Source organism: Streptomyces sp. HUAS TT11, from assembly GCF_051553595.1.
In the GTDB taxonomy this organism is placed as follows: domain Bacteria; phylum Actinomycetota; class Actinomycetes; order Streptomycetales; family Streptomycetaceae; genus Streptomyces.
In genome coordinates this window covers 4,440,015-4,460,469 of the sequence record NZ_CP196184.1, presented here as the reverse complement: position 1 = coordinate 4,460,469, position 20,455 = coordinate 4,440,015, and the positions used below count along the sequence as shown (strand labels likewise).

At 72.4% G+C, this 20,455-nt stretch carries 19 protein-coding genes; 15 read left to right on the top strand and 4 right to left on the bottom strand.

The features are described 5' to 3' along the window. Positions 1 to 565 precede the first annotated feature (565 nt). Complete coding sequence (locus ACSHXN_RS19940) at positions 566 to 1,603, top strand: helix-turn-helix transcriptional regulator (protein WP_355131325.1); 1,038 nt, start codon at positions 566 to 568, stop codon at positions 1,601 to 1,603. A 280-nt stretch (positions 1,604 to 1,883) separates the two neighbouring features. On the opposite strand, the gene ACSHXN_RS19935 is transcribed toward ACSHXN_RS19940, so the two are convergent. Further along, positions 1,884 to 2,870: a helix-turn-helix transcriptional regulator gene (locus ACSHXN_RS19935; RefSeq protein ID WP_355131323.1), complete on the bottom strand. Its 987-nt coding sequence runs from the start codon at positions 2,868 to 2,870 to the stop codon at positions 1,884 to 1,886. A gap of 154 nt (positions 2,871 to 3,024) precedes the next feature. Here ACSHXN_RS19935 and ACSHXN_RS19930 point away from each other — a divergent pair, with 154 nt between their 5' ends. Together ACSHXN_RS19930 and ACSHXN_RS19925 are read left to right on the top strand one after the other, a co-directional pair. Next, a complete protein-coding gene (locus ACSHXN_RS19930; RefSeq protein ID WP_355131321.1) occupies positions 3,025 to 3,375 on the top strand; it encodes a hypothetical protein in 351 nt (116 codons plus the stop codon). Beyond that, positions 3,372 to 3,704 (top strand): hypothetical protein, encoded by a 333-nt coding sequence (locus ACSHXN_RS19925; protein ID WP_355131319.1) that lies wholly within the window; start codon positions 3,372 to 3,374, stop codon positions 3,702 to 3,704. The genes ACSHXN_RS19930 and ACSHXN_RS19925 overlap by 4 nt, the downstream gene beginning before the upstream one ends. Before the next feature lie 134 nt (positions 3,705 to 3,838). Here the strand turns inward: ACSHXN_RS19925 and ACSHXN_RS19920 are convergent, their stop codons facing one another. Beyond that, entirely contained in the window at positions 3,839 to 4,252 is a 414-nt protein-coding gene (locus ACSHXN_RS19920) for a pyridoxamine 5'-phosphate oxidase family protein (protein ID WP_355131317.1), read from the bottom strand. A gap of 133 nt (positions 4,253 to 4,385) precedes the next feature. On the opposite strand from ACSHXN_RS19920, the gene clpB reads away from it, so the two are divergent. Then, complete coding sequence (gene clpB, locus ACSHXN_RS19915) at positions 4,386 to 6,983, top strand: ATP-dependent chaperone ClpB (RefSeq protein ID WP_355131315.1); 2,598 nt, start codon at positions 4,386 to 4,388, stop codon at positions 6,981 to 6,983. Positions 6,984 to 7,601: 618 nt separating this feature from the next. After that, a complete protein-coding gene (locus ACSHXN_RS19910; protein WP_331266014.1) occupies positions 7,602 to 8,126 on the top strand; it encodes a YbjN domain-containing protein in 525 nt (174 codons plus the stop codon). 6 nt (positions 8,127 to 8,132) lie between these two features. Here the strand turns inward: ACSHXN_RS19910 and ACSHXN_RS19905 are convergent, their stop codons facing one another. Further along, positions 8,133 to 9,341: a mannosyltransferase family protein gene (locus tag ACSHXN_RS19905; protein ID WP_383354204.1), complete on the bottom strand. Its 1,209-nt coding sequence runs from the start codon at positions 9,339 to 9,341 to the stop codon at positions 8,133 to 8,135. 120 nt (positions 9,342 to 9,461) lie between these two features. After that, entirely contained in the window at positions 9,462 to 10,661 is a 1,200-nt protein-coding gene (locus tag ACSHXN_RS19900) for a pyridoxal phosphate-dependent aminotransferase (protein WP_355131313.1), read from the bottom strand. Positions 10,662 to 10,995: 334 nt separating this feature from the next. Between ACSHXN_RS19900 and ACSHXN_RS19895 the strand changes: the two genes are divergently transcribed. The 10 genes from ACSHXN_RS19895 (at position 10,996) to ACSHXN_RS19850 (ending at position 20,432) form a co-directional block, all read left to right on the top strand. Then, positions 10,996 to 11,316 carry a hypothetical protein gene (locus ACSHXN_RS19895; protein ID WP_355131353.1) on the top strand — a complete coding sequence of 107 codons (321 nt, stop codon included), beginning with the start codon at positions 10,996 to 10,998 and terminating at the stop codon, positions 11,314 to 11,316. Positions 11,317 to 11,546: 230 nt separating this feature from the next. Continuing rightward, positions 11,547 to 11,852 (top strand): hypothetical protein, encoded by a 306-nt coding sequence (locus tag ACSHXN_RS19890; RefSeq protein WP_383354202.1) that lies wholly within the window; start codon positions 11,547 to 11,549, stop codon positions 11,850 to 11,852. Positions 11,853 to 12,311: 459 nt separating this feature from the next. Next, positions 12,312 to 12,851, top strand: a complete 540-nt coding sequence (locus ACSHXN_RS19885; RefSeq protein WP_355131311.1) for a DUF2617 family protein — start codon at positions 12,312 to 12,314, stop codon at positions 12,849 to 12,851. Positions 12,852 to 12,996: 145 nt separating this feature from the next. Continuing rightward, on the top strand, positions 12,997 to 14,643 hold the full coding sequence (locus tag ACSHXN_RS19880) for a polyamine aminopropyltransferase (protein ID WP_356109050.1): 1,647 nt from the start codon (positions 12,997 to 12,999) through the stop codon (positions 14,641 to 14,643). Between the two features lie 77 nt (positions 14,644 to 14,720). Continuing rightward, a complete protein-coding gene (locus tag ACSHXN_RS19875) occupies positions 14,721 to 15,626 on the top strand; it encodes an SRPBCC family protein (protein ID WP_355131307.1) in 906 nt (301 codons plus the stop codon). A gap of 67 nt (positions 15,627 to 15,693) precedes the next feature. Further along, complete coding sequence (locus tag ACSHXN_RS19870) at positions 15,694 to 16,482, top strand: aldose 1-epimerase (RefSeq protein ID WP_355131305.1); 789 nt, start codon at positions 15,694 to 15,696, stop codon at positions 16,480 to 16,482. A 23-nt stretch (positions 16,483 to 16,505) separates the two neighbouring features. Then, on the top strand, positions 16,506 to 17,054 hold the full coding sequence (gene pyrE / locus ACSHXN_RS19865) for an orotate phosphoribosyltransferase (RefSeq protein ID WP_059133531.1): 549 nt from the start codon (positions 16,506 to 16,508) through the stop codon (positions 17,052 to 17,054). Positions 17,055 to 17,194: 140 nt separating this feature from the next. Beyond that, complete coding sequence (gene fbaA, locus ACSHXN_RS19860; protein WP_355131303.1) at positions 17,195 to 18,226, top strand: class II fructose-bisphosphate aldolase; 1,032 nt, start codon at positions 17,195 to 17,197, stop codon at positions 18,224 to 18,226. A gap of 131 nt (positions 18,227 to 18,357) precedes the next feature. Beyond that, the gene (locus tag ACSHXN_RS19855) at positions 18,358 to 19,887 is read left to right on the top strand and encodes an MFS transporter (RefSeq protein WP_355131301.1); all 1,530 of its coding nucleotides are present in this window, start codon (positions 18,358 to 18,360) and stop codon (positions 19,885 to 19,887) included. A gap of 131 nt (positions 19,888 to 20,018) precedes the next feature. Continuing rightward, a complete protein-coding gene (locus ACSHXN_RS19850) occupies positions 20,019 to 20,432 on the top strand; it encodes a DUF3151 domain-containing protein (RefSeq protein WP_059133534.1) in 414 nt (137 codons plus the stop codon). Positions 20,433 to 20,455 lie beyond the last annotated feature (23 nt).

Here is a 20,455-nt window from a genome sequence, read left to right as displayed (position 1 = left end):
CCGTGTCCTCCACGGCCCCGTGCGGTGGCCTCGTGGAGGTCGCGGCCGTCCGCCGCGAGCACACTCCTCTGCCCGCCCTCGAGGCGCGGCGGTCATGACCCGGCCCGGGCCGTCCGGGCGCGCACCGAGTTCGTCCGGTCGATCGGCCGCGGCCCCGGCGGCGGCGCAGAGGTGGTCGCGCCCGTCCCCGCGGACGAACCCGCATCCGTACCGCTGCCGTTGCGCGACGGATCGGACATGTGCACCATCGCCCGAGGTCAAGTGCCCTACGTCACACGTCGATCGCTTCGGCGTGCGCGGAAACTCCCACCGTCGCGCGAGGCGGGGTCCCTCATCCACCGTCAGCTTGGTGCAGCGGAAGTTCCGGAGGTGGGGAGGATACGGCGGATTCCGGGGCATTCACGGGCGTTGAGGCGCAGGAACTTGTTGCGGAGGCGGGCGGTGCCGCGCATAGTTGCGCTGCGAAGGCGTGCGGGACGCGGCACGGAGGGTGAGCGCCGGGACGTCGCTGGTGAGCCGCATCGCTCAGGACGCTGGGGCCAGGAGTCGGAGCCAGGGGTGGAAGATGGCCGGGCACGGGACGGACGCGCATCCACACGGCGCTGACCGACTCTGCGAAGCGGGGAACCGCGTGTACTCCCGGGCCGTTCGCCGGGGCCGGGTGTCCCGCGCCGACGCCGGGCCGGTGCCGTGCCTGCTGGAGCTCGCGCTGCTGCATCCCGACCCCGACGACATGGACTGGCTGGTGCCGACCTCCCCGCAGGAGGTCATGACCCGACTGCTGCGCAGCGTGCACGAGGAGGTCAGCGCGAGCCAGGCGCGGGTCGGGACGGCGGTGGCCGCGGTCGAGTGGTACGCCGGGCTCGGCGGCCGCGAGCAGGGGTCCGTGGAGGGCGTGGCCATCCGCGTGCTGGACGGGCTGCCGAGGATCAGGGCGGCCATGGACGAGGCGACGGAGCAGTGCACGGCCGAGGTGCTGACGGTCCAGCCGGGCGGCATCCGCCGGGAGGACGAGCTCTCCGAGGGGCTGCACCGGGCCCTGGAGATGCGCCGCCGGGGTGTGCGCATGCGTGATCTGTACACCCATGTCGCCCGGCACGGGCAGGGCCTGCGCAACTACATGGAGATGATGGGTGACGCGGCCGAGGCGCGCACTCTCGACGAGGTGCCGGAGCGGCTGATCCTCTTCGACCGCACGGTCGCCTTCGTCCCCGCGAACTCGGACCGCACCATCGCCCTGGAGCTGCGGCACCCGGCGGTGATCGACTATCTGGTGACCGCCTTCGAGCGCTTCTGGCGGCTGGCGATCCCGCTGACCTCGCCGCTCCCGGACACGGGTATCGACGGCATCACCCACCGGGAGCGCTCGATCGCCGCACTGCTCGCCGAGGGGCACCAGGACGCGGTGGTCGCCGAGCGTCTGGGCATCAGTGTCCGGACGTGCCGTGCGCACATCGCCCGGCTCTCGGAGACCCTGGGCGCGGCGAGCCGGACGCAGCTCGGGGTCCGTATCGCCCAGGTCGGCCTGGACGGCCCCACTCTCGCGGCCGAGCTGCTGCCGGTCACGGCACCCGGCGCCCTGGAGTCCTCGGGCGACCTGTGAGCCGTCCCGGCGGCGTCCCGCTGCCCTGCGCCGGCGGCGTGCCCGGCGGTGGGGTGTTCCGCGCTCCGGGCGGAGCCCGTGTCCCGCGCCTCCCGGCGGAGGGGCTCGACGGGCCCTGAAGCGGCCCTGAAGCGGCCCAGGACGGCTCAGGGCGGGCCGTGGGCGGTCCTGGGCCGGGACGGGCCGATCCGCCGCCACAGCCGCTCTGTGGCGGCGGATCGGCGCCGCCACAGCCGCTCTGTGGCGCGCTCAGCGGGCCGGCTCCCGCACGCCCGGAGGTTCAGTCGCCCTGCTCCAGGATCCCCGACTGCGCTATCAGGTAGCCGAGCTGGGCCCGGCTGCCGCTGCCCAGGGTGGCCGCGATCTTCGCTATGTGCGCCCGGCAGGTGCGCACGTTCATGCCCAGGCGGCGGGCGATCGCCTCGTCCACATGGCCCTCGATGAGGAGTTTGGCGATCGAGCGCTGCACTCCCGTGATGCCGTTGGGGTCCACGTCGTTGGGTACTTCCTCGGTCAGGGGGACCGCGCGTTCCCACAACCGCTCGAAGACCATGGCGAGGTACCGCACAAGGCCGGGGTGGCGCAGCTCCAGGGCCACGCTCCGGTCCTCGCTCGCCGGGATGAAGGCGACGGTCCGGTCGAAGATGATGAGCCGCTCGATCAGCTCCTGGAGCGTACGGACCTGGATCTTGCCGTCGGAGATCCGGTCCACGTAGGCGAGGGTGCTCTGGCTGTGCCGCGCCGTGTGCTGGTAGAGCGTGCGGATGCTGACCCCGCGGTCGGCGAGGGGCCGGTCGCGCTCCAGGGCCTCCATGAGGGTGTCGGCGGGACGCCCGCCCCCCGGCTGCACGGTCATCATCTCGCTGCGGCACTCCGCCGTGGCCGAGTTGAGCGCCGCGTTGATCCGGTCGAATCCCTCGAGCACCGTGATCGAATGGAGGCTCGCCTGAGGGCTCTGCGTGCTGATCGTGATGAACGGGTCGAAGGACTCGGTCAGCTCGATCGTCCGGCGCCGGCGGTCCTGTATCTCGCGCTCCAGCGGGTGCAGCCGCTGGGCGAGCGCGACGGACGGGGGAACCGGCCGCAGCCAGTTGGCGTCGTCCGGATCGGGGTGGAGCAGCGCGAACTCCAGGAGACACGGAGCGGGCTCCACCTCGGAACGTGTGATCCTTCCGGACCGGAGCGCGTTGGCATAAAGCCGTGCACCCTCGTCGCACAACTCGGTGACGCCGTGGGGATGTGTCGGTTTTGAGTTGTTCGTGGTCATTTCTCCACCCCCCAGGGTCATGAACGTGCAGGAACATGATGCATCGCCCCTGTGGCATTGACGTGCCTGAATGAGCCATCGTCTTGTGCTGCGGGGGAGAGGATTCCATCAAGTGAGGACGAAGCCGACTATGCGACCGAGATTGCTTGGTTCAGTGCTTGCAGCCGTCTTCTCCGCCGCAGCGGTCCTCGGTGTTCAGAGCGGCTCGGTTCCTGATCCCGGGCAGACCTCGTCGGTGGTCCGGTCGGACAGCGGCTGGAACGCCGTCCAGGCGGACAGCGGCTGGAACGCCATCCGGGCCGACAGCGGCTGGAACGTCGCCCCCTTCGACAGTGGCTGGAACGCGATCCAGGCGGACAGCGGCTGGAACGCCGTGCAGGCCGACAGCGGCTGGAACGTCGTCCCCGCCGACAGTGGCTGGAACGCGATCCAGGCGGACAGCGGCTGGAACGCCGTGCAGGCCGACAGCGGCTGGAACGCTCTCCCCGCGGACGCAGACGCATGACGATCCCTCCCGACGACCGCTCGTTCCGGCGCGAGATGGCCACCGCCTATCGCTCGGGCTGGCACTTCATCGACCTCGCGACCGCCATTCCCCACAGTGGCGACTCGCTGATGGTGACCGTCTTCGGTCAGCCGGTCGTCGTGACGCGGGACGAGGACGAGGACGTGCGGGCCTACCGGCTTCTGCGGCGGCCTCGGGGGGCGCCGCAGCCCGTGCGGTGCGCCATACGGTACGGAATGATCTTTGTGAACCTCGACCGGCGTGACCACCGGCTGTCCGAACCGGGCAGTCCGGAAGTACAGACCATTGCCACCCCCCGCAGTGCCTGACGCGATTCCCCCGTCGTAACAGATCGCTCAGGTACTTCCCCCCGCAGCGGCGTCACCGTGACCTGAACACGGTGACGCCGCTGCAGTTTGTGGGGACATCTCCGGCTATCGCCCGGAACAGACAGTGGCTGGAATCAGCCCCGACCCATCGCCCGGGTGAGGGCGATCTCGATCACCACCCGTGACGGGTTGGGTGCCGGCACCCGCCCGTACCGCTCGGCGTAGCGCCGCTCCGCCTCCGCGACCCGCTCCGGGTCGGCCGACACCTGTGCGCGGCCCTCCAGCGTCGCCCAGCGCCGCCCGTCCACCTGGCAGACCGCGACCCGGGCGCCGTCCGGGCCCGCGGCGGCCACGTGCCCGACCTTCGCTCCGGACTTGTTCGCGATCACCCGGGCCAGCCGCGCCTCGGGGTCGTACGTCACGCCGACGGGGACGACGTGCGGGCTGCCGTCCGGGCGCAGGGTGGTCAGCGTGCACAGGTGCCGCTCCCGCCAGAACCTGAGGTACGGGTCGTCGGGCGAGCCCGGGTCTACGGAATAGGTGGCCATGGGTGCGGAACTTAGCCGGTGTCTCTCCCGTACGACGCCTTGAGTGGAATAGACTCAACTTTGTGCACGTTGCTCGGGTCAGAACGCAAGGGCAACGTCTGAGCGCGGCCGACGCAAGGAGGAGAAGGCGAACGTGGACGCCGAGCTGACCAACAGGAGCCGGGACGCGATCAACTCGGCCAGCAGCAGGGCCGTGTCGGAGGGCCACCCGGACCTCACCCCCGCCCACCTGCTCCTCGCGCTGCTCGAGGGGCAGGACAACGAGAACATCATCGACCTGCTGGCCGCCGTCGACGCGGACCAGGCCACGGTGCGGGCCGGTACCGAACGTGTGCTCGCCGGTCTGCCCAGCGTGACCGGGTCGACCGTGGCGCCGCCCCAGCCCAACCGGGAGCTGCTCGCGGTGATCGCCGACGCGACCCAGCGCGCCAAGGATCTCGGGGACGAGTACCTGTCGACCGAGCATCTGCTCATGGGTATCGCCGCGAAGGGCGGCGCCGCCGGCGAGGTGCTCTCCCGCCAGGGGGCGGACGCCAGGAAGCTGCTGGACGCGTTCCAGAAGACCAGGGGAGGACGCCGGGTGACGACCCCGGATCCCGAGGGCCAGTACAAGGCGCTCGAGAAGTTCGGTACCGACTTCACCGCCGCCGCGCGCGACGGGAAGCTCGACCCGGTGATCGGCCGGGACCAGGAGATCCGGCGCGTGGTGCAGGTGCTGTCCCGCCGTACGAAGAACAACCCGGTGCTCATCGGCGAACCCGGCGTCGGCAAGACCGCCGTCGTGGAGGGGCTCGCCCAGCGCATCGTGAAGGGCGACGTGCCCGAGTCGCTGAAGGACAAGCGGCTGGTCGCGCTCGACCTGGGTGCCATGGTCGCGGGCGCGAAGTACCGCGGTGAGTTCGAGGAGCGCCTCAAGACGGTGCTCGCGGAGATCAAGGACTCCGACGGGCAGATCATCACCTTCATCGACGAGCTGCACACCGTCGTGGGCGCGGGCGCCGGCGGCGACTCCGCCATGGACGCGGGCAACATGCTCAAGCCGATGCTGGCCCGTGGCGAACTGCGCATGGTGGGCGCCACCACGCTCGACGAGTACCGCGAGCGGATCGAGAAGGACCCGGCGCTGGAGCGGCGCTTCCAGCAGGTGCTGGTCGCCGAGCCGACCGTCGAGGACACCATCGCGATCCTGCGCGGACTCAAGGGCCGTTACGAGGCCCACCACAAGGTGCAGATCGCGGACAGCGCGCTGGTCGCCGCCGCGACCCTCTCCGACCGGTACATCACCTCCCGCTTCCTGCCGGACAAGGCGATCGACCTGGTCGACGAGTCTGCCTCGCGGCTGCGTATGGAGATCGACTCCTCGCCGGTCGAGATCGACGAGCTCCAGCGTGCCGTGGACCGGCTGCGCATGGAGGAACTCGCGCTGAGCAAGGAGACCGACCAGGCCTCCAAGGAGCGGCTGGAGAAGCTGCGCCGCGACCTCGCCGACAAGGAGGAGGAGCTGCGCGGCCTGACCGCCCGCTGGGAGAAGGAGAAGCAGTCCCTCAACCGGGTCGGCGAGCTGAAGGAGAAGCTCGACGAGCTGCGCGGGCTGGCCGAACGCGCCCAGCGCGACGGCGACTTCGACTCCGCGTCGAAGCTGCTGTACGGCGAGATCCCGGCCGTCGAGAAGGAGATGGAGGCCGCCTCCGAGGCCGAGGAGGAGGCCGCCAAGGACACGATGGTCAAGGACGAGGTCGGCCCGGACGACATCGCGGACGTCGTCGGCTCCTGGACCGGTATCCCCGCCGGCCGCCTCCTGGAGGGCGAGACGCAGAAGCTGCTGCGCATGGAGGACGAGATCGGCAGGCGGCTCATCGGCCAGGGCGAGGCCGTGCGCGCGGTGTCGGACGCCGTGCGCCGCAGCCGGGCCGGCATCGCCGACCCGGACCGCCCGACCGGCTCGTTCCTCTTCCTCGGTCCCACCGGCGTCGGCAAGACCGAACTGGCCAAGGCGCTCGCCGACTTCCTCTTCGACGACGAGCGGGCGATGGTCCGCATCGACATGTCGGAGTACAGCGAGAAGCACAGCGTCGCCCGGCTGGTCGGCGCCCCGCCCGGCTACGTCGGCTACGAGGAGGGCGGCCAGTTGACGGAGGCGGTCCGCCGCCGCCCGTACAGCATCGTGCTGCTCGACGAGGTGGAGAAGGCACACCCCGAGGTGTTCGACATCCTCCTGCAGGTGCTGGACGACGGACGCCTCACGGACGGTCAGGGCCGCACGGTCGACTTCCGCAACACGATCCTCGTGATGACCTCGAACCTCGGCAGTCAGTTCCTGGTCGACCCGATGACGAGTGAGGAGGAGAAGCGGGAGCAGGTGCTGGAGGTGGTCCGCGCCTCCTTCAAGCCCGAGTTCCTCAACCGGCTCGACGACCTGGTGGTCTTCTCGGCGCTGTCGAAGGACGAGCTGAGCCGCATCGCCCAGCTCCAGATCGACCGCCTCGCCAAGCGGCTGGCCGAGCGGCGCCTGACCCTTCGGATCACGCCCGAGGCGCTGGCCTGGCTCGCGGACGAGGGCAACGACCCGGCCTACGGTGCCCGCCCGCTGCGGCGCCTCGTCCAGACCGCCATCGGCGACCGCCTGGCCAAGGAGATCCTGTCCGGGGAGGTCAAGGACGGGGACACGGTCCGGGTGGACCGCTTCGGTGAGGGGCTGATCGTCGGGCCCGCGACGGGCAAGACGCTGTAGCCCCGGACCCGCCGCCGTACGGCCCCCTTCCCCCGGTCACCCGGGGGAAGGGGGCCGATGCCGTTTCGGTCACGTCCGGTGCCGGAGCCGCTCCCTGCGTGAACGCGGAGAACCCGCGCGGCGGAGGAGCCTGCGGACAGGTACGTGCCGTCCGGTCGCGGACATCGGCCCCCCGGCATCCGGAAAGCCGCGTGAATCGAGGGTCTGCCGGGTCTGTCGCTCCGCGCATGGTCCCGCGAACCCATCCGCCTCGGGCGGCGCCGCCCGGCCGAACCGCAGGACCTCGGCAGAGGGGGCCCCGTGCGTCCTCTCCCCGGATCCGCCACCGGGCCGAAGCCGGCCCACGGCCATGGCGGCGGGGTCGTCCGGGACCGGTACCGGCAGGACCGCGACGGCCACTGCCGGCCGGTACCCGGTGCGTCCCGACGGCTGCTGCGGCCCGCCCGGCGACGCCCTCTTCCCCGGCAGCGTCCCGTGCGTGAAGGCCCACCCCCGTGCCGTGCTTCCCGTGAACAGGCCGGATCATGTCAGCCACGGGCGGACACACCCCGTCCGGGGTTGCCACCCCCCTCCCCGCATGGGGGAGGATGGCGGAATCCGTACGAAGGGAAGAACACGGTGAGCATCGACCCGTCCTCGATTCCGAACTTCGGGGGCCAGCCCGAGCCGCAGCCGCCGGCGGGCCCCGTGGTTCCGGATCAGGACCTCGTGAAGCAGCTCCTGGACCAGATGGAGCTCAAGCACCTCGTCGACGAAGAGGGAGACCTCGTCGCGCCGTGGGAGCAGTTCCGTACGTACTTCATGTTCCGCGGCGAAGGCGACCAGGAGGTCTTCTCGGTGCGGACGTTCTACGACCGGCCGCACAAGATCGACGAGAAGCCGCAGCTGCTGGAGTCCATCGACGACTGGAACCGGCGGACGCTGTGGCCCAAGGTGTACAGCCACACGCACGACGACGGCACCGTCCGCCTCATCGGTGAGGCGCAGATGCTGATCGGCACGGGCGTCAGCCTGGAGCACTTCGTCTCGTCGACCGTCAGCTGGGTGCGGGCCGCCATCGAGTTCGACCGGTGGCTCGTCGAGCAGCTCGGCCTCGCGGAGGACGTCGACGACTCGGAGAAGCCCGAGGAAGACGGAGAGTAGACCCGGCTAGAGGGGCGACCGGGCCAGTACCACGAGATACGCCCCATAGACGAACGAGAACCCGGCCAGGGCGCTCGCCACCACGGCGGCGTGCCAGGGCCGGGCTCTCGCGGTTCGCGCCAGTGCCTGCGCCACCACGATCAGCAGGGGGAACGCGGGTAGCAGGAAGCGCGGCTTGGACTCGAAGAACCCCGAGCCGCCGAGCGCGACCACGAGCAGAAGGCCGCTGTAGACGACGAGCGGCAGTGGGGCGCGGTCGGCCAGGAGCAGGGCGAAGAGCACCGTGCCGACGGCCACGATCACCAGCGCCATCGGAAAGTGCAGCCGGGTGCCGTGCAGCATCATCCGCTCGGCGAACTGCAGCGAGCCCACCCCGAAGTCGAAGCGCGACCCCCAAAGCCGCTGCACGGTGAAATAGCCGCCGAGCGGGTCCCCCCGGCGCCGGCCCACCCACAGCACATAGCCTCCCCAGCCGAGCGGTGCCAGCGCCGCGCCCGTCCACAGCCTGTGGGGAACCCCTCGCCCGCGCATCCGCCAGACCTCCTGCACGGCCGCCGCCAGGACCGCGGCGGCCACCGCGAAGCCGTTGGGCCGCGACAGGCCCGCGAGCGCGGCCAGAGTGCCCGCCCACACCCAGCGGCGGGTGAGGACCGCGTACAGCGACCAGGCGGCGAACGCGGTCAGCACGGGCTCCGTGTATCCCATCGACAGCACGATGGAGTGCGGGAGCAGCCCCCACAGCACGACGAGGACGGTGGCTACGGACGGCCCGTGCAGCCGGCGGCCGACCTGGTGGATGCCCAGCGCGGCGACCGCCGCGGCCGTCCAGGACACGAGCAGGCCCGCCGCCATGCCGTCCAGCGGGGTGAGCATGCCGATGCCGCGGATCAGGGCCGGGTACAGCGGGAAGAACGCCAGATCGTTGTGGATGCCGGTGCCGCTGCGGCTGTGCAGCGTGTGTCCGTAGCCGTGCGAGGCGATCCGCAGGTACCAGACGGAGTCCCAGGACCGTCCGAGCAGGAGCAGGGGCCGCCGGTCCGAGGGCCGGGCGACCACGGCGAGCACAAGACAGCCGCACAAACGGGCGGCGACGAAGAGCCCCAGGGCGGCGACGGCCGAGGTCGGCAGCCGCCACCTGCCTCCGGCCGGACGGACACGGGCGCGGTCGGCGGGGACGGCTTCGACGGCGGCCGGGACGGTGCTGGCTTGGGTCACACCCGCACCATGCTGTGATTGCGGACGATTTGCGAACCTTGCGCGCCCGAGAGGCCGGGAATTCCCACGCCTAGGTGTGCGCCGCCGGACGCCCGGCCCCCGCGGGGGCCGCCTGCGGCCTCAGCCCGCCAGTCCCTTCAGCCGCTGGACGGCCTCCTCCAGGACCTCCGCGCGTTTGCAGAAGGCGAAGCGGACGAACGGTGCACCGGCCGCGCGGTGGTCGTAGAAGACCGCGTTCGGGATGGCGACGACGCCCGCACGTTCCGGCAGGGCGCGGCAGAAGGCGAATCCGTCGCTCTCGCCGAGCGGCCTGATGTCTGTGGTGACGAAGTACGTGCCGGCCGGCCGGAACACCTCGAAGCCCGCCTGCGCCAGGCCGGAGGCGAGCAGATCCCGCTTGGCCTGCATGTCCGCGCGGAATGCCGCGAAGTACGTGTCCGGGAGCGCGAGCGCCTCGGCGACGGCGTACTGGAACGGCCCGGACGCCACGTAGGTCAGGAACTGCTTGGCCGAGCGCACCGCCGTGACGAGCCCGGGCGCCGCCGTCACCCAGCCGACCTTCCACCCGGTGAAGGAGAAGGTCTTCCCCGCCGAGCCGATGGTGACGGTGCGCTCGCGCATGCCCGGGAAGGACGCCAGGGGCAGGTGTTCGGCGTCGTCGAAGACCAGGTGCTCGTACACCTCGTCCGTGACCACGAGCAGGTCGCGCTCGACGGCGAGGTCGGCGATCGCCCGCAGCTCCTCGCGGGTGAGCACGGTGCCGGTGGGGTTGTGCGGGGTGTTGACGAGCAGCAGCCGGGTGCGGTCGGTGACGGCGGCGCGCAACTCGTCGAGGTCCAGCCGGAAGCGGGCGGTGTCCTCGTGGTCCGGCCGCAGCGTGACGGGTACGCGCCGGCCGCCCGCCATCGCGATGCAGGCGGCATAGGAGTCGTAGTACGGCTCGAGGGCGATCACCTCGTCGCCGGGTTCGAGAAGGGCCAGCAGGCTCGCGGCGATCGCCTCGGTGGCGCCCGCGGTGACCAGCACCTCGGTGTCGGGGTCGTACGACAGGCCGTACCGCCGCAGGTGGTGCGCGGCGACGGCGGTGCGCAGCTCGGGGATGCCGGGGCCCGGCGGGTACTGGTTGCCGCGGCCCGCACGCAGCGCCCGCACCGCGGCCTCGCGGATCTCCTCGGGCCCGTCCGTGTCGGGGAAGCCCTGCCCGAGGTTGATGGACCCCGTGCTCACCGCGAGGGCGGACATCTCGGCGAAGATCGTCGTCCCGAACTCGGCGAGCCGGCGGTTGAGGAGAGGGCGCGCGCTGGAGGTCATGGCCGCCATCCTGCGCCGAAGCTCCGGGACTCCTCAACCCGCCCGCACGGACGCGTTCCCGCGCCGGCCCCCGAAGCACCCTCTGTGAACAGCGGAGGAGGCGTCCGCACCCGTCGGCGCCCGTCTCGTGGGACGCCCCCGGACGGCCCACCGGCGGTCGGCCGGACACGAGCGGCGGCGGGGCGCACGCCGGGCGGGGCGGCCCACGGCCTGACAGGCACGGCCGACCGTGGACGGCGGCGCCCGGCACTGCGGGGATATCCGCTTGTCGGGGTCGAGGACACCGCTCTAGGGTCCCGGCATGTCACTCCGTGTTCGTATGCGTCAGGCACTCCCGGAAGCGATGCGCGCCCGCGACAAGGCCGCGGTGAGCGCCCTGCGTGCGACGCTCGCCGCGCTGGACAACGCGGAGGCGGTGCCCGTCGACGAAGCCGACCTGCGCGGCCTCGCCCTCGAGCAGTCACCGGTCGGTGCCGGCGCCACCGAGGCGGTGCGACGTGAGCTGAGCGAGGGCGGCGTGGCGCAGATCGTGCGAGCCGAGGCCGCCGAACGGCTGGACGCCGCGGAGCAGTTGACCGCCCCGGCGCACGCCGACCGGGCCGCGCGGCTGCGTGCGGAGGCCGCTGTGCTGCTTCGCTTCCTGGACGGCCCCGGCATGTCGTAGCGCCCCGCGGATTCCGCCGGAGGACCACGGCCCACCGTCGGCCACGACCCGACCCGCACGACCTCAGAACTGGGTATCCATGCAGGTCAGGGGCCTTTTCCGGGTCGTGACCCTCAGAACTTCCTCAACTCTGCTTTGGCGGGGGGAGCGCGGGGGCATCCCCCGTGCACCCGGGAACACGGAGGGGCCCACGGGGGGCCGGTCCCGGGGAAGGAAAGGGGGACGACGCCATGCTTTTCGGCATCATCCTGGCGATCATCTGTGTCGGTTTCGTCGTACGCCTCGTGATGGGCGGGCGCAGGCGCGGCAAGCGCCGCGGGCTGCGGGCGGGGGCCGGTGGGAGTGCCGGCAGCTGGTGGGCCGCGGGGAGCGACGGCGGTTCGTCGTCGGGCGGCCATCACTCGGGCGGCCACCACTCCGGCGGGCACCACTCGTGCGGTGGGGGCCACTCCTCCTGCGGAGGCCACTCCTCGTGCGGCGGCGGTGGCGGATGCGGCGGTGGCGGTGGCGGAGGCGGGTGCGGCGGAGGCAGCTGACACGGTCGGCCGGGCTCCCGAGGGGGACGCGTGTCCGCTGCGACGACCGCCGTCCGGAAGCGTTCGACGGACGTGCGGCAGGACACCCGAGTGGGGGCGTGAGGGCGCACGTCATCGGCGCATTGCGTCGAGCGTGCGCTCACGGTCCCGCCGCCGGAACACGTCCGACCTGCGCATCGACGCCCCCGGCGCACGTGCTGGTTGAACACTTGAGCTGCGGGGCCCCCGGTGGGATGGAAACCCTACGAACTTGGGTAAAAACGCTGTGGCGCCGCCGCAGTTCGTGATTCGCTCTCCACCACCGACGCAGCCCTCGGACTGCCCGTCCTGCAGGCGTTTCGCCCGGCCCGGCCGACCCGGACGGCGTGCCCGACCGGCTGTGCTGTACCGGCCGAAGTCCGGTGCCGACCCGGAAGTGCCGGGACCACTCCCCATTTTGTGTGCCAGCGGAGCCGATCCATGCTCACGACCCTGAACACCTCCTACACCGACACACGCGCGGCCGATCTCGCCTGGACCCTGGGCCGCGAGCCGTTGCCCGCACTGGCCACCCTCGATCTGGAACTCGCCGGGACGCAGCTCCAGTTGAGACTGCTCGGCGCATCCCACCAGGTGCTCCTGGAGGAGGAGCGAGGCACCTGCTCCGAGACGGTGGCGTGCATCGCGGGCTCCAGCGCCCCGCTGCCGCTCGGTGTCGCCGAGCGGGTGGGCGACTGGGAGTACGAGTTCGCGGCCCGTGTCGAGGTCCTGTCGCCGGGCTCCTTCGCGGGGCGCGCCCAGGAGTTGCTGGCCCTGGTGTCCGACCACCCCCACGGACTGGCCGGGGTCTTTCCCGGCAGCCCGCACGCCTTCACGGCGATGCTGGCCCAGCACCACGAGGGCCAGGTCCACTGGCGCACCTGGCACGCGTATCCGCAGGACGGGCAGTTGGTGGCGACGCGGACGCGGGTGGGAGTGAAGGTGCCGGCGGCACGGGAGGCGATGAGCGGGCGGGTGTGAGGACGATGTCGTTGGGCACGCGGCGGGGGGCCGGGGAAGCAGCGCCCACGTGTGGGGCGCCACGCCTCGCGACCAGTCCCGGACCGGGCAGTTCCACACCTGTGGGTGACAGGACGCAGCGCGACCGTGACGTAGCGTTCCGACCGTGATCGAACCGCACGCGCCCGCGCCGCCCGGCGCACCACGCTCCTGGAGCGTCGAGGGCGGCCAGAGCCGGACGGCACTTCCCGTGCGTCCGGGCACAGGCCGGTTCCTCGTCCTCGCCGGAGTGTTCGTCTGCGCCGCCTGCGGTCTCGTGTACGAGCTCGAACTCGTCGCCCTCGCCTCGTACTTGGCCGGCGACTCGGTCACCCAGACCTCCGTCGTGCTGTCGGTGATGGTCTTCGCGATGGGCATCGGCTCGCTCGCCGCGAAGCGGCTCCGCTGCCGCGCCGCCGCCGGATTCGGCGCGGTGGAGGCGGCACTCGCCCTGGTCGGCGGCTGCAGCGCGATGGCGCTGTACGCGGTCTTCGCGTGGACCGGCGGCTGGGGCGGAGTGTGGTCCGGGGGTCCGCGCTGTCTGCTGGTGGCCTTCTCCCTCGCGATCGGCCTGCTCATCGGCGCCGAGGTCCCGCTGCTGATGGAGCTCATCCAGCGCATCCGCCGCCAGGACGCGGGCGGCGCGGTCGCCGACCTGTTCGCGGCGGACTACGTGGGCGCGCTGGTGGGCGGGCTCGCCTTCCCCTTCCTGCTGCTCCCGCAGCTCGGCCAGCTGACCGGCACCCTGCTCACCGGCGCGATCAACGCGGTGGCGGGCGGTGCCCTCGTCCTCGGGCTGTTCCGGCGGGACCTCTCCCGCCGCGGCCGGCTGCTGCTCGTGGTCGCCAACGTCGTCGTGCTGGGCGTGCTGGCCGCCTCGGCGCTCCTGGTCGACGACTTCGAACGGGCGGCGCGCCAGGCGGTGTACGGCGGCGACGTCCGGGTCGCGCTGCACACCGGTGCCCAGGAGGTGGTGCTCACCGGCGGAACCCACGGCCGTCCGCTCGCGCTGTACCTCGACGGCCGGCTGCGGGTGAGCGGCCGCGACGAGCGCCTCTACCACGAGGCGCTCGTGCGTCCGGCGATGAGCGACGGCCCGCACGCGCGCGTGCTTGTCCTCGGCGGCGGCGACGGCCTCGCCGCACGCGAGGTGCTGCGGCACCCGGGCGTCGAGCGGGTCGACGTCGTCGACCCGGACCCGGCGGTGGTCCGCCTCGCCCGGCACGACCCGGCGCTGTCCGCGCTGAACGGCCATGTCTTCGGTGATCCTCGGGTGCATGTGTGCACGGCGGACGCGTTCCGCCGGCTCAGGGACACCCGGCGCAGCTACGACGTGGTGATCGCCGACCTTCCCGACCCCCGCAGCACGGCGAGCACGAAGCTGTACTCGCAGGAGTTCTACGGCCTGGCCCGCCGGGTCCTGGCGCAGGGCGGCCGGCTGGTGGTGCACGCGGGCCCGGTGACCTCGCGCCCCCGGGTCTTCTGGACCGTCGAGGCGACGATCCGCGCGGCCGGCCTGAGAACCGCCCCGTACCGCGTCGGTGAGCCCGCCCCCGCGCCCGGGGCGGGACCGCACCGCCCGGCGGACGCGCCGCGCGACTGGGGGTTCGTGCTCGCCGCACGCACCCGTCCCGCCCTGACCCTGGACCGGGACGCCCCCCGCCCGGCCACGCTGACCCCGGCGGTGCTGCGGGGGGACGCCCGGGCGGCGGCGCGCACCCGGGTGCCGGGACTGCCGCCGTCGACGCTGGTGCAGCCGAGATACGCGAACTGAGCCGCCCGACCCCCCGGAGCCGGGAATCCCGTGATGCACGGGTGCGGTTCGGGCGCTGCTGGGTAGGCTCGGCTGGTATGGAGCATGAGGCGTTCGTTCCGGTACCCGCCGAGCGGCTGGGGGAGGCGCTGGCCGATCCCGTGCGGGTCGCCCGCGCGATCCCGGGGCTCCAGCAGGACGCGGAGGCGGAGCCCGTCTCCGGCAGGCTGAAGGTGCGCGTCGCCGGCCACACGATCACCTACCGCGGTGTGCTGCGGGTCGCCGGGCGGGCCGACGGCTCGTACACGGCGGAGGGCGAGGCGACGGAGGCCCGCGGTACCGGCACGGTGAAGCTGTCGCTGTCCGTACGCCTGCTCCCGGCCGACGGCGGTACCACCGTCGTCTTCACGGGAACGGCCACGGGCGACGGCCGGATCGCGGAACTCCCGGCGGACGCGGTGGCGTCGGCGGGGGCCCGGCTGCTCGGACGGTTCGCGGAAGGCCTCGGGGCGGGCGGCACGGCCGGGGCCGCGGCGTCCGGGGAAGCCGCCGGTGACCGGACCTCTGCGGAGCCGTCGGCACCGGCCCCGGCCGAGGAACCGGAGGCCGCGGGCGGGCAGGCGCCCGACGGGCCCCCGGAGAAGGCCTCCGGGACGTCGTCCGCGGACGCTCCACCGACGCCCTCGATCCACGACACCGACGTCCCGCCGCCGTCCCTCGACCCCCTTGCCGACGAGGACGGGTTCACCGGCGAGGAGGAGCCCGAGGACGACTTCGACGGCGAGGGCGAGCTGCCGCCCGCCGAGGCGGCACACGCCCGGCGCACGATGATCGGACGTAGCGCCGAGGAGGTCGACCACGCGCCCCCGCGCGGCCGCTACGCCCCCGTACCCGTCCCCGAGACCGTGGCGGCCGGTGCGACCCTGCGCTGGGCGGCCCCGGCGGCGGCTCTGCTTCTGGCCTCCGCGATCGTGGCGGGCCGGCTGCTGCGCCGCCGCCGCTGATCCCGCCGGTCCACGGCACAGCGGCGTCCCGGCACGCCGTCTTGATCGGCCAAGTAGGGTCGGCCCCGTGAGTAACGACGAGATCACGTTGACCGCGGGAGACGCGGAGGTCGTGCTGGCGCCGGCGAACGGCGGGCGTGTGCGGAGTCTGCGCGTCGGCGGCACGGAGCTGCTGCGGCAGGGCGAACGGTTCGGGTGCTTCCCCATGGTCCCCTGGTGCGGCCGTATCAGGGACGGCCGGTTCCGCGACGGGGGCACCGTCCACCAGATGCCCCTAAACTCGCCGCCGCACGCCATCCACGGCACCGCGCGGGACGGCGCGTGGCGGGTGGCCCGCGCCGACCGCGCCGAGGCCGTGCTCACCTACGACCTGGTCGACCCCTGGCCCTACGTCGGCCGTGTCACCCATCTCGCCACGCTCACCGAGGACTCCCTGACGCTCACCATGTCCGTGGAGACCTACGAGTCCTCGTTCCCGGCCCAGATCGGCTGGCACCCCTGGTTCAACCGCACCCTCGACGGTGTGGACGCGCGCATCGACTTCAGCCCGGCCTGGCAGGAGGAGCGCGGGGACGACCACCTGCCCACGGGGAACCGCATCGACCCCCGGCCCGGCCCCTGGGACGACTGCTTCGGGATGCCCGGCGGCGTCGACGTCGCGGTGCTCTGGCCGGACAGGCTGGAGCTGCGGGTGACCAGCCGGGAGGAGTGGGTGGTCGTCTACGACGAGCAGCAGGAGGCCGTGTGCGTGGAGCCGCAGACGGGTCCGCCCGACGGCCTCAACACCCTTCCCCGCCTGGTCACGCCCATCGAGCCGCTGGAGGCGTCGACGACATGGAGCTGGCGCCGCCCGTGAGCACCCCCCTTAAGCTGACTCGTATGAGTGACGTACGCGGCGACCTGCTGCAGCAGATCAAGGACAAGGCCGTGGTGCACGGCAAGGTGACCCTGTCGTCCGGCCTGGAGGGCGACTACTACGTCGACCTGCGCCGCATCACCCTCGACGGCGAGGCCGCGCCGCTGGTCGGTCAGGTGCTGCTGGACCTGACCGCCGACCTGGACTTCGACGCGGTGGGCGGTCTGACCATGGGCGCGGACCCGGTCGCGGCCGCCATGCTGCACGCCGCCGCCGCGCGCGGGAAGAAGCTGGACGCCTTCGTCGTCCGCAAGGCGGCGAAGGCGCACGGTCTGCAGCGGCGCGTGGAGGGTCCGGAGATCAGGGGCCGCCGGGTCCTGGTCGTCGAGGACACCTCCACCACGGGCGGCTCCCCGCTCACCGCGGTGGAGGCGGTACGCGAGGCCGGGGCCGAGGTCGTCGCGGTCGCGACGATCGTCGACCGGGCCACGGGCGCGGCCGAGAAGATCGAGGACGGCGCCGGGGTCCCCTACCGCTTCGCGTACTCGAAGGACGAGTTGGGACTGGACTGACCCGTACGGTCATCCGAAGGCTGGACAGGGTGTCCGAAGCATCCGGTCAAGTCTGGAAAGATGGGGCCGACGATGACGTCGCACCCTAGGTCAGGGCCGTACGTAAGCAGAACGCACCCGCACATACAAGGAGCGGACAGATGCCCATCGCAACCCCCGAGGTCTACAACGAGATGCTCGACCGGGCGAAGGCAGGCAAGTTCGCCTACCCGGCCATCAACGTGACCTCGTCCCAGACCCTGCACGCTGCCCTGCGCGGCTTCGCGGAGGCCGAGAGCGACGGCATCGTCCAGATCTCGACGGGCGGCGCCGAGTTCCTGGGCGGGCAGTACGACAAGGACATGGTCACCGGTTCCGCGGCCCTGGCCGAGTTCGCGCACATCGTCGCGAAGAAGTACCCGGTCAACATCGCGCTGCACACGGACCACTGCCCGAAGGACAAGCTCGACGGGTACGTGCGCCCGCTGCTCGCGATCTCCGAGGAGCGTGTGGCCCGCGGCGAGAACCCGCTGTTCCAGTCCCACATGTGGGACGGTTCGGCGGAGACCCTCTCCGACAACCTGAAGATCGCGCAGGAGCTGCTGGAGCGCACCCGCGCCGCCAAGATCATCCTCGAGGTGGAGATCACCCCCACCGGCGGTGAGGAGGACGGGGTCTCCCACGAGATCAACGACTCCCTCTACACCACGGTCGACGACGCGATCCGTACGGCCGAGGCGCTCGGCCTGGGCGACAAGGGCCGTTACCTGCTGGCCGCCTCGTTCGGCAATGTGCACGGCGTGTACAAGCCGGGCAACGTCGTCCTGCGCCCCGACCTGCTCAAGAACCTGAGCGAGGGTGTCGCCGCCAAGTTCGGCCTGCCGGCCGACAGCAAGCCGTTCAACTTCGTCTTCCACGGCGGCTCCGGCTCCAGCGAGGAGGAGATCCTGACGGCGCTGGAGAACGGCGTGGTCAAGATGAACATCGACACCGACACCCAGTACGCCTTCACGCGTCCGGTCGCCGACCACATGTTCAGGAACTACGACGGCGTCCTGAAGGTCGACGGCGAGGTCGGCTCCAAGAAGACCTACGACCCGCGGACCTGGGGCAAGCTGGCGGAGGCGTCGATGTCCAAGCGCGTCCTCGAGGCCTGCGGCCACCTCCGGTCCACCGGTACGCGCATGAAGTGACACGGGTCGGCGGGGTGCCGTACAGCGGCGGCACCCCGCCACCACGGGCCGCACGGGCCCCTGCTCTGCGGTGGCAGCACCGGCACGGACCCGGTCTGGCCCGGCGGCGACGGACGCGGGATGATCCCCCCATGGCCGTCACCGCAGAGCAGGGGCCCGTCATCAGGATCGGCACCGCGCAGGGGAAGTGGATTCTCCTCACGACCGTGCTCGGCTCCAGCATGGCCCTGCTGGATTCCACCGTCGTCAACGTCGCCCTGCCCCGCATCGGCAAGGACCTCGATGCGAGCCTCGCCGCCCTGCAGTGGACCGTCAACGCCTACCTGATCACGCTCGCCGGCCTGATCCTCCTCGGCGGCTCCCTCGGCGACCACTTCGGCCGCCGCAAGGTCTTCGTCATCGGCGTCGTCTGGTTCGCCGGCGCCTCCCTGCTCTGCGGACTGGCCCCCACCTCGGGCCTCCTCATCGCGGCCCGCGCCCTGCAGGGCATCGGCGGTGCCCTTCTGACCCCCGGTTCGCTCGCGCTCATCCAGGCTTCGTTCCACCCGGACGACCGCTCACGGGCGGTCGGACTGTGGTCCGGCTTCGGCGGCATCGGCGCCGCGATCGGCCCGTTCCTCGGCGGCTGGCTGGTGGACGGCCCGGGCTGGCGCTGGGTCTTCTTCCTCAACGTCCCGCTGGCCCTGCTCTGCGTCCCCGTAGCCGTCCGGCACGTACCGGAATCGGTCGGGAGCTCCGGCCGGGAGGTGAGCGGGACGGACCGCTCGCACCGACGCTTCGACGCCCTCGGTGCCGCGCTCGGTGCCGTGTCCCTCGCCCTCGTCACCTACGCCCTCATCGAGGCCGGCAGCGGTTCCCCGGTCGTGGTCGTCATGGCGGTCGCGGGCCTGGCCGCGGGCGTCGCCTTCGTGTACGTGGAGAAGCGCCACCGGGACCCGATGATGCCGCTCGACATCTTCGCCTCCCGCCAGTTCACGTCGGTCAACCTGGTGACCCTCTGCGTCTACGCGGCCTTCGGCGGTTTCTTCTTCCTCACCGCGCTCCAGCTCCAGGTGGTGGCGGGCTACTCGCCGCTGCGGGCCGGTACGGCCCTGCTGCCCACGACCGTGCTGATGCTCCTCTTCTCGTCCCGCTCGGGCGCCCTGGCGGAGCGCATCGGACCGCGCATCCCGCTCACCGTCGGCCCTCTGCTGTGCGCGGCCGGCATGCTGATGATGCTGCGCGTCGGCAAGGACGCCTCCTACCTCGCCGACGTTCTGCCCGCCGTGCTGGTCATGGGCGCGGGCATGGTCACCCTGGTCGCCCCGCTGACCTCGACCGTGCTCGCCTCGGTGGACACCGACCGGGCGGGCCTGGCCAGTGGCATCAACAACGCGGCGGCCCGCGCGGCCGGGCTGATCGCGGTGGCGGCGCTGCCGGTGCTCACCGGCATGGGCCCGGAGGCGTACCGCTCGCCGGACGCCTTCGACGCGGCCTTCGACCGGGCGATGCCGCTGTGCGCCGCGGTCCTGGCGGTCGGTGCGGTGCTCGCCTTCGCGACCGTCCGGCGCCCGGCTCCGGACTGCCGTCAGCCCCTGTGCCATACGTACAGCTGTGTGGCCGCGCCGCCGCTGGAGCCGCCGCGCGGGACCGCGACCGCCGAGCCCGATCCGGCCACGTGATCGGCTTCCTGCCGGAGCGGACGCCCGCCGGGCCGCGGGGCCGGCCGGCCGGGCCGCCGGCGGAACCGATCGTTCCGAAGGGAGCCCGTGCGACCGGCGGTGATCGAGGGTGATGCCTCACACTGGATCCCATGACCCTTCACGAGAATCTGCTCGGGGGCCCGCCCCCGACCCATCTCCCGGACGACCCGGGGCCGCGTGAGCTCCTCGCGAGCGGCACGGCGTCCGCCGACGTCGCCGCCAAGTACCCCGCCTCCTCACTCGCCTGGGCCCAGCTGGCCGACGAGGCGTTCGAGCGCGGCTCGGTCGTCGAGTCGTACGCCTACGCGCGTACCGGCTACCACCGGGGTCTGGACGCCCTGCGCCGCAACGGCTGGAAGGGCCACGGACCCGTCCCCTGGGAGCACGAGCCGAACCGGGGCTTCCTGCGCGCCCTGCATGCCCTCGCGCGCGCCGCACAGGGGATCGGCGAGCAGGAGGAGTACGAACGCTGCTCGCAGTTCCTGAAGGACTCCTCCCCGACTGCGGCCCAGACGCTCGGCTAGCCCTCGGGAGTGGCGGGGCCCGC

What these genes read in the sequence shown, in the direction of transcription:
- ACSHXN_RS19940 (WP_355131325.1), top strand. Translation starts at nt 566, where the DNA reads ATGGCCGGGCACGGGACGGACGCGCATCCACACGGCGCTGACCGACTC.
- ACSHXN_RS19935 (WP_355131323.1), bottom strand. Translation starts at nt 2,870, where the DNA reads ATGACCACGAACAACTCAAAACCGACACATCCCCACGGCGTCACCGAG.
- ACSHXN_RS19925 (WP_355131319.1), top strand. Translation starts at nt 3,372, where the DNA reads ATGACGATCCCTCCCGACGACCGCTCGTTCCGGCGCGAGATGGCCACC.
- ACSHXN_RS19920 (WP_355131317.1), bottom strand. Translation starts at nt 4,252, where the DNA reads ATGGCCACCTATTCCGTAGACCCGGGCTCGCCCGACGACCCGTACCTC.
- ACSHXN_RS19900 (WP_355131313.1), bottom strand. Translation starts at nt 10,661, where the DNA reads ATGGCGGCCATGACCTCCAGCGCGCGCCCTCTCCTCAACCGCCGGCTC.
- ACSHXN_RS19895 (WP_355131353.1), top strand. Translation starts at nt 10,996, where the DNA reads ATGCGCGCCCGCGACAAGGCCGCGGTGAGCGCCCTGCGTGCGACGCTC.
- ACSHXN_RS19890 (WP_383354202.1), top strand. Translation starts at nt 11,547, where the DNA reads ATGCTTTTCGGCATCATCCTGGCGATCATCTGTGTCGGTTTCGTCGTA.
- ACSHXN_RS19885 (WP_355131311.1), top strand. Translation starts at nt 12,312, where the DNA reads ATGCTCACGACCCTGAACACCTCCTACACCGACACACGCGCGGCCGAT.
- ACSHXN_RS19875 (WP_355131307.1), top strand. Translation starts at nt 14,721, where the DNA reads ATGGAGCATGAGGCGTTCGTTCCGGTACCCGCCGAGCGGCTGGGGGAG.
- pyrE (WP_059133531.1), top strand. Translation starts at nt 16,506, where the DNA reads ATGAGTGACGTACGCGGCGACCTGCTGCAGCAGATCAAGGACAAGGCC.
- fbaA (WP_355131303.1), top strand. Translation starts at nt 17,195, where the DNA reads ATGCCCATCGCAACCCCCGAGGTCTACAACGAGATGCTCGACCGGGCG.
- ACSHXN_RS19855 (WP_355131301.1), top strand. Translation starts at nt 18,358, where the DNA reads ATGGCCGTCACCGCAGAGCAGGGGCCCGTCATCAGGATCGGCACCGCG.
- ACSHXN_RS19850 (WP_059133534.1), top strand. Translation starts at nt 20,019, where the DNA reads ATGACCCTTCACGAGAATCTGCTCGGGGGCCCGCCCCCGACCCATCTC.